The sequence below is a fragment of the Barnesiella sp. CU968 genome, assembly GCF_905219685.1.
In the GTDB taxonomy this organism is placed as follows: Bacteria; Bacteroidota; Bacteroidia; order Bacteroidales; family Muribaculaceae; genus Lepagella; species Lepagella muris_A.
The window spans coordinates 1-7,828 of the sequence record NZ_CAJMXD010000115.1; the positions used below are offsets into that span (position 1 = coordinate 1).

7 protein-coding genes and 1 pseudogene are annotated in these 7,828 nt (G+C 45.6%); 2 read left to right on the plus strand and 6 right to left on the minus strand.

What is annotated here, in order from left to right; translation table 11 throughout:
• Positions 1–289: 289 nt before the first annotated feature.
• Complete coding sequence (gene ltrA / locus JX312_RS06145) at positions 290–1,942, plus strand: group II intron reverse transcriptase/maturase (RefSeq protein ID WP_204457403.1); 1,653 nt, start codon at positions 290–292, stop codon at positions 1,940–1,942.
• A 4-nt stretch (positions 1,943–1,946) separates the two neighbouring features.
• Positions 1,947–3,155 (plus strand): TraM recognition domain-containing protein, encoded by a 1,209-nt coding sequence (locus JX312_RS06150; RefSeq protein ID WP_204457404.1) that lies wholly within the window; start codon positions 1,947–1,949, stop codon positions 3,153–3,155.
• A gap of 142 nt (positions 3,156–3,297) precedes the next feature.
• Here the strand turns inward: JX312_RS06150 and JX312_RS06155 are convergent, their stop codons facing one another.
• From JX312_RS06155 to JX312_RS14095, 6 genes and pseudogenes are all read right to left on the minus strand, one after another.
• Positions 3,298–3,888: an RteC domain-containing protein gene (locus tag JX312_RS06155; protein ID WP_204457405.1), complete on the minus strand. Its 591-nt coding sequence runs from the start codon at positions 3,886–3,888 to the stop codon at positions 3,298–3,300.
• Positions 3,889–4,371: 483 nt separating this feature from the next.
• Complete coding sequence (locus JX312_RS06160) at positions 4,372–4,770, minus strand: helix-turn-helix domain-containing protein (protein WP_204457406.1); 399 nt, start codon at positions 4,768–4,770, stop codon at positions 4,372–4,374.
• Entirely contained in the window at positions 4,767–5,639 is an 873-nt protein-coding gene (locus JX312_RS06165) for a sigma 54-interacting transcriptional regulator (RefSeq protein ID WP_204457407.1), read from the minus strand. Before JX312_RS06165 ends, JX312_RS06160 begins: the two co-directional genes overlap by 4 nt.
• Positions 5,640–5,743: 104 nt before the next feature.
• Complete coding sequence (locus JX312_RS06170; RefSeq protein ID WP_123478184.1) at positions 5,744–6,646, minus strand: sugar phosphate nucleotidyltransferase; 903 nt, start codon at positions 6,644–6,646, stop codon at positions 5,744–5,746.
• Positions 6,647–6,657: 11 nt separating this feature from the next.
• The gene (gene galE, locus JX312_RS06175) at positions 6,658–7,689 is read right to left on the minus strand and encodes a UDP-glucose 4-epimerase GalE (RefSeq protein WP_123478201.1); all 1,032 of its coding nucleotides are present in this window, start codon (positions 7,687–7,689) and stop codon (positions 6,658–6,660) included.
• A gap of 1 nt (position 7,690) precedes the next feature.
• A pseudogene (locus JX312_RS14095) lies at positions 7,691–7,828 on the minus strand (galactokinase); the annotation flags it as partial.

Here is a 7,828-nt window from a genome sequence, read left to right on the forward strand (position 1 = left end):
CCATGATTCTTTTTGTTGACAAAGATACAACTCTCTTTCGGAGTTCGTCAATACGCTATCGCGGATGGTTGTACGCAACATGAGTAAGCGAGCCGCAAGGTGAGCCGAACGGGGTGCAGGTATGAGATNACGGAAAAAGCGAATGCCGTCCTGTAATGGGACGGATACGGATTGACCTCATTGCCATGTATGGCAGAGAGCCACATCATCCGACACGAAAGTGGGCAGACTTCCGTATAAGGTAACTCTTTACAAGATAACTTTTAGAACTTCTTAAAGTAGAAAGCAAATGAACGAATCGAAAGAAACGTGTGCGCCTACTGACAAGGGGCAGACAACTTGGGACGGGATAGACTGGCCCAAGTGCGAAGCCTTTGTCCGAAAGCTACAAGCGCGTATTGTAAAGGCTCAGAAAGAAGGCAGACATAACAAGGTGAAAGCCTTGCAATGGATGCTTACTCACTCTTTTTACGCCAAGGCATTGGCCGTAAAAAGGGTTACTTCCAACAAAGGGAAGAACACGTCTGGAGTGGACAAACAGCTTTGGGACTCTCCCAAGCGAAAATTCAAAGCAATCAGTGAACTCAAACGCAGAGGCTACAGACCGCAGCCCCTCCGCAGAGTACACATCAAGAAAAAGAACGGCAAACTCAGACCGTTGGGAATACCGACCATGAAAGACCGCGCTATGCAGGCTCTTTATCTCATGGCTCTTGAACCGATAGCCGAGACGACAGGTGACAGATTTTCCTATGGTTTCCGAAAGAAGCGTAGAACAATGGATGCCATCCGTCAAATCGACACGGTGCTGAACCGTGGGCATTCTCCACAATGGATTTTGGAGGGTGATATAAAAGGCTGCTTCGACCACATAAGTCACGAATGGTTACTCGCCAACATCCCAATGGATAAGGCGATACTCAAAAAATGGCTCAAATGTGGAGCGGTGTTCAATGGTAAATTGTTCCCGACGGAAGAGGGTACTCCCCAAGGCGGTATAATATCACCGACACTTGCAAACATGACGCTTGACGGACTACAACCATTGCTCGCCGAAAGATTNAAGAAAATCTTCCGTAACTATAAGACCACCAACTTCAAAGTGAACCTTATCCGTTACGCAGATGACTTTGTAATCACAGGATTAAGCAAGGAACTTCTTGAAAACGAGGTAAAACCTGTCGTTATAGAGTTCCTCAAAGAAAGGGGTCTGACCCTTTCCGAAGAGAAAACAAAGATAACTCATATAAATGACGGCTTCGACTTCCTCGGATTCAATATAAGAAAGTTCGGCAAACGATTGTACACATCCCCATCCAAAGATGCAAGGAAACGTTTCAAAGCNAAAGTTTCCGACATCATATTGGGACACAAAATGTGTAGACAAGAGTCTCTGATTAGAATGCTCAAACCTGTANNCACAGGCTGGAGCAACTACTACCGTTACGGAGCATCAACCGATGCTTTTCATGACTGCGACAATCACATTTTCAATATGACATGGAAATGGGCACTCAGACGTCATCCAAAGAAAACGAGACCTTGGGTGGCTAAGAGATATTGGCACGAAATCCGTGNCAGGAAANGGACTTTCGCATGGAAATATGCGTCAAAAAGCAGGAAAGAGAATTACTTGACCCTTAAACGGTTGTCGGACGTACACTATACGCCTTACAAACAAATAAAGGGCGATGCCAANCCCTTTGACNCTGTCTGTGATGNCTATTTCTATCAGCGACAGGCGCAGAGAATGCTTGAATCACTCAAAGGACGTAAGACACTCTTATATTTGTGGAACAGACAGAACCGGATTTGTCCGTTTTGTGGCAAGGAAATAGACCATACGAAAGCATGGAACGTCAACGAAATATCTGTTGGCGGTTCAATCGTAAGGCAACTTGTACACAATCTCTGTTATAAGCGACACAAACGAAACAGTTGAAAGTATGAGCCGATTTCTAACAACAAATAGAAATATTGAGTTGCTTGAGCCGTATGAGGGGAAACTCTCACGTACGGTTCTTAGGGGAGAAAGGGGCAGCAATGCCCCCGCCTTACCCGATATCCAGAAGCAGGGCGATTTCTTTGTGGAGTCGCCAATCGTGCTGTTCGCTGCAATAATCTGGTATCTCAAGATTTATGAGAATGGCAGGTACTGCACGTTCCCCCACGCGATTGAGTTTCTTTGCTGTCCTTATGAAAAGATTTTCCCGATCCTTACATCATATCCAGAGCTGGAAAATTACCTGTCGCCGTTCATAGACGCATGGCAGGGAGGGGCGGCAGAACAGTTGGCCGGANAGATTGCCTCGGCAAAAATACCTCTTTCGCGTATGATTTCACCGCAGTTGTACTGGATTATGACCGGCGATGATTTCACGCTCGACATCAACAATCCCGATGAACCGAAAATCCTGTGTGTCGGCAACAATCCCGACCGTCAGAATATTTATGGAGCGGCACTCGGACTTTACAATTCCAGAATTGTGAAGCTGATAAATAAGAAGGGAATGTTGAAGTCAGGTGTCATAATTGACGAGCTCCCCACGATATATTTCAAGGGCTTAGACAATCTAATTGCCACTGCGCGAAGCAATAAGGTAGCCGTATGCCTCGGCTTTCAGGACTTCTCCCAGCTCAAACGCGACTATGGCGACAAGGAGGCAGCCGTAGTGATGAACACCGTCGGAAATATCTTCTCCGGGCAGGTCGTGGGAGAAACCGCTAAGACTCTATCTGAACGGTTTGGAAAGGTTCTCCAGCAGCGGCAGTCAATGAGCATCAACCGCAACGATGTAAGTCATTCCATCAACACCCAGATGGACAGCCTTATTCCGGCAAGCAAAATATCCACTCTGACACAGGGAATGTTTGTCGGAGCTGTCAGCGACAACTTTGACGAGCGTATTCGGCAGAAGATATTTCATGCTGAAATTGTAGTTGACAACAAGCGGGTGGCGGAGGAAACAGCGGCGTATAAGCCTATTCCGCTGATTACGGATTTCAAGGACGATACTTCCGACAAGTCCATAATGAAGGCAGCTATCCAACGCAACTATGACAAAATCAAGCACGATGTGAAAACCATCGTAAAATCTGAGATTGAGCGCATCGCCGCAGACCCCAGACTACGCCACCTGTTGCGCAACAAGTAACTATACAAAAAATCAATGCCCTGCTATCCTTCGCGGACGGCAGGGCATTTCCCTTAAAAACTATGAAAGATGAAAAGAATAAACAACCCTCTCCGGGTCAAAAATCAGTATTGGATATAGTGGTGGACATCGGTCTGACGAGTCAATCTTCCTCGTCTTGCTTTGCCATGAAGCTGTTTAACGACATGGTAAGGCTGTCAATGAAATAGGTACGGCTATTGCGGCTTCTTACCTTCATTTCATTGTATTTCTTGTAGATGTAGTTTTCGGGTATATCAACATGGAACGCTTTGGCGAGTTTGTTGATTATCTCCTTGACAGTGACGTTGGAGCCGAAGCAGTTGGNTACCTTGAAGGCATATCCAAGTTCAATTAGTGCCGATTTGTTTGCCTCCCAGTTGAGGGCTATATCATCAATAGAATCTTCTATGGGCACAGTCTTTACAGGTATTTCCTTGATGTGGCTGATAGTACGGCGGACAAATGTGAGGGCCTTGCTGATGAACGATGTCAGGTGCTGGCTGACCTCTTTTCGCATCGCCTCTGTCTGAAGATGGGCTATCTCCACCTCGGCATAGAGCAATGCCGATATTGCATAGGTTATGTCTTGTGTGTTGTGGCAGATCTCGCTGACCTGAAGCACAAAGTCTTTGTAGGCAATGTGCAGGTTTTCGTTGTTACCTTCCGTCAGCAGGCGGAAGAACTCGGTTTCGGTAAGTGAAAATACATCCATTTATCGGGGTTGAATTTAACGGGTTATACATAATGTTTTTGTTTCGCTGATATAAACCCGCACCTGTTACAAATGGATTACAAAAACAAATGTTAATTTGTAATTCGTTGATAATATGAATATATGTGATTAGAGTCAGGCTTGAAATTAAGGAAGGTTAAAATCGGAGATTGTTCAAACAATGAACATTGTGTCCCAAAAGTGAACAGAAATGGGCATAAAAAAAAGCGCACACAAAAAAGCGCACACCCACCACAAAACTGACCCATCTGGACTCGGGCTACTCAATATGGCAGATGTACGCTATGCAGTAGCATAGCATAAGCATCAGCCTATAGAATTGAGTATTGAAAATTGTCCAGATTTTCAGTTAATCCATAAGCGGTCTTATGTTATGTTGTATCAGAACGCGACTGTCTCTCCAGTCGCCATTATTTCTAAATTCGCCACAAAGATACAAAATTTTGGCGAATTAACGGGCTTTCACACTTCGTCTTTGTTAATTCCGAATTGCCTAATCTTGTAATCAAGTGTTGTGCGGCTAATCTTCAATAGCTTGGCTGCTTGGAATTTATTCCACCCTGTTCGGCTCAAAGCATCAGTTATACGCCGCTTTTCATCAGAAGGATTCTTCAAGTGAACGTCCTCATAATCTTCCGGATCAGAAACATTGAATGTAAGGTCTGATGATGTGATAACATCGCTATCTGTTCCGAAGGCTGCTTGTATGATGACATTCTTCAGTTCTCTCACATTGCCTATCCAAAGATGCTGTTTCAGGGCTTTGATTGCGGATGCGTCAAGTCGTTTCACTGATTGTTCTGTCTTTCCGGCATACATTTTGAGAAACGCATCAGCCAGTACCGGAATGTCCTCGGTCACTTCGCGAGTGACGGGATGACAATCTCGAATTCTCGGAGTATGTACATAAGGTTAGGGCGGAAGGTTTGTTCGGTCATCATGCGGCGGAGATATGGCTCTGCGGTACAAATGACGCGAACATTAGGATGTTCTTCTTCGAGGATGTGCAATAGTACAGATTGCTTTTCAAAACTCAGCAAGTGGAGATTCTTAACGATGATTGTTCCACCGTTGGCATTCTCGAAGTAACTTTTGATGCGGTTGTAGGTTTCGCTCCTTTCTGATTTTGGGTCGTGCTTACCAATCAGCCCGGCTCCACCTGCCTCAACTACGATGTGCGGCTTTTGTGAGCGGGGGCTCTGACGGTAGATTTCCAACGCGACCTGTTCCTTACCCGTGCCACTTGCACCGAATACGATAACATTAGCGTTGATTTTGGCGATAGACTGTATCTTTCGCTCAATCTCCTGCCATTCCTTACTCTGACGTGGTATCAGGAGCTTGCCGAGAGAGAATGTTTCGTTTTCCTCTTTGGCATACTGCGCGACTGTTTCAACAAGCTGCTTGTCGATTGCCGGACGTTGTATTACATCCATCGCTCCGCCACCACGCATGATGCTTACTACATCTGCGTTGTTCAGATTTTCTACTATGGCTATGACCGGAAAACCGTAGTTCTCCTTCTTCAGCCAGTTGATTAAATCTCTTGCTGTACCGTCTGACAATCGTAATGCCGTGACGATAACTGCACCGGGAGGCAGTTTAGCCGCCTCAATTCTCCCAGTTTCGATGTTATCCGCCTTTACGGGATCATATCCAGCCCGAATCAACAATCTGGACATGATACGACCGTCAGTTTCGGAAGCATCAATAATCAGAACTTTATTCATATTGAAAACTTCAATTAAGCGTCCATCAAAAAAACAACTGCTAATTCGGGGAGAATTAGCAGTCCTTCCTAAACGAGCTTTTATCTCTCAAATAAAATAATATTTCAGAACATCTTTTCGGGATATTCACCCTTGGCTCCGAGTTCGGCAAACTTAGCGACTACACCGGGGCGATCTTCAGCGTATGTCACACCGAACCATCGCGAGTCTGTATCAAGCACCTTGATGGTTGCCTCACCGCCCTTAATGAGCGCGTCGGCGACATCGGGAATTACCTGCTCGGATTTAGGAATATTTATATCTCGCTCAAGAAATTTGGTAAATTCGCGTGTTGCGTAGTCGAAATAGTCAGGTGTGAATCCCCACATATTCATTGACACTGGTGTCATTGGGTCGAGGGTTTGCTCTATGCCGTTCTCGTCTGTGAAAACGATGTTGTGCTCTTTGTCATAGGCGATATTCTTACGTTCCACAACGGACGTCAGTAGTCCATCCTTATTTTCGCAGACACCACGCGATACCCCGCCGCTTTCGCTCATAGTGTTGCCCACACGGAACCCTACCATGCAGTAGTCACCTTTGCGGTCACGATGACGCATCAACTCCTGGGCTATTACCTCAAACGAGTTGCGGCCATAGAAATCATCGGCGTTTATGACTGCGAAAGGTTCCTTGATTACTCCAGCAGCCATGATGACAGCGTGTGCTGGGCCCCATGGCTTAGTACGGTCTGTTGGGCAAGAGAAACCTTCCGGAAGTTTGTCAACTGACTGGAAAACTACCTCAACCGGGATATGTCCCTCATACTTTGATAGGATTTTATCTCGGAAATCCTGCTCGAAATCTTTACGGATAACAAATACAACCTTACCAAATCCGGCTTTAATGGCATCATAAATTGAATAATCCATAATGGTTTGGCCTTGCGGCCCTAATTGGTCGAGTTGCTTCAGACCACCGTAACGACTCCCCATTCCAGCGGCAAGAACGAATAATGTTGGTTTCATATAAGTTGCTATTATTTTAAGTTTCGTACATGCTTCTCCCATTCCCATGCCGCTTTTAGCGTCTGGTCAATGGTGCGTTCAGCTTTCCAACCGAGGATTTCATTGGCTCGTGATGTTTCTGCCCATACAGCGGGTACATCACCGGGACGACGGTCAACCATCTTGTAGGGAAGTTTGAGATTATTCACTTTCTCAAACTCAGTAATGAGTTCGAGAACCGATACCGGACGGCCTGTGCCTATATTGAAAATCTCATACTTTTCATCCATCTTGCCCTCAGTCATACGGTCAACAGCCGCCACATGAGCTTTAGCTAAATCTACTACGTCGATATAGTCGCGCAGACAAGTTCCGTCAGGGGTATCATAGTCGTTGCCAAACACGCTGAGCATCGGCCGGATACCAGCAGCTGTCTGAGTGATGAACGGCACGAGGTTATTGGGGACACCTCGAGGTAGTTCGCCGATAAGAGCCGATGGATGAGCACCGATTGGATTGAAATAGCGTAGTGCAATGCCATGAACGTCGTTATACGCACGGCAACAATCGCGGAGAATATCTTCGGCAATCTGCTTTGTGTTTCCGTAGGGAGATGTTGCTGGCTGACGTGGAGTTTGTTCGGTTACGGGAAGGTGTTCTGCATCACCATATACTGTTGCAGATGATGAAAACAGGATATTCGGACGATTGTATTCCTTCATCATCTCTACAATGTTCATGAATGATACCAGATTGTTCTGATAATACATCAGTGGTTCAGCCATAGATTCTCCGACGGCTTTATATGCGGCAAAGTGAATAACACTGTCGAACTGATATTTATCAAAAATCCCTCGGAGAGCGGCTTTATCGCATGTGTCAACAACTTCAAAAGCCTCATCCTTACCGGTTATCTTCTTGACCCCTTCCACTGAGTCTTTCTCCGAATTTGAAAGATTGTCAATGATTACAACGTTGTATCCGGCGTTGAGAAGTTCCACCGCAGTGTGTGAGCCGATATAGCCCGCACCCCCTGAAACCAATACTGTTTTCTTTGAGTCCATATTATTCTTCTTTATGAGCGCCATCGCTTATTACGACAGGATAGATTTTCGGAGCATGGCCGTATTTCTCGGTGAAACGGGTCATTGCAGTATGTACGAAGTTATCATACAACTCATCTTTTACGAGATTTATGGCTGT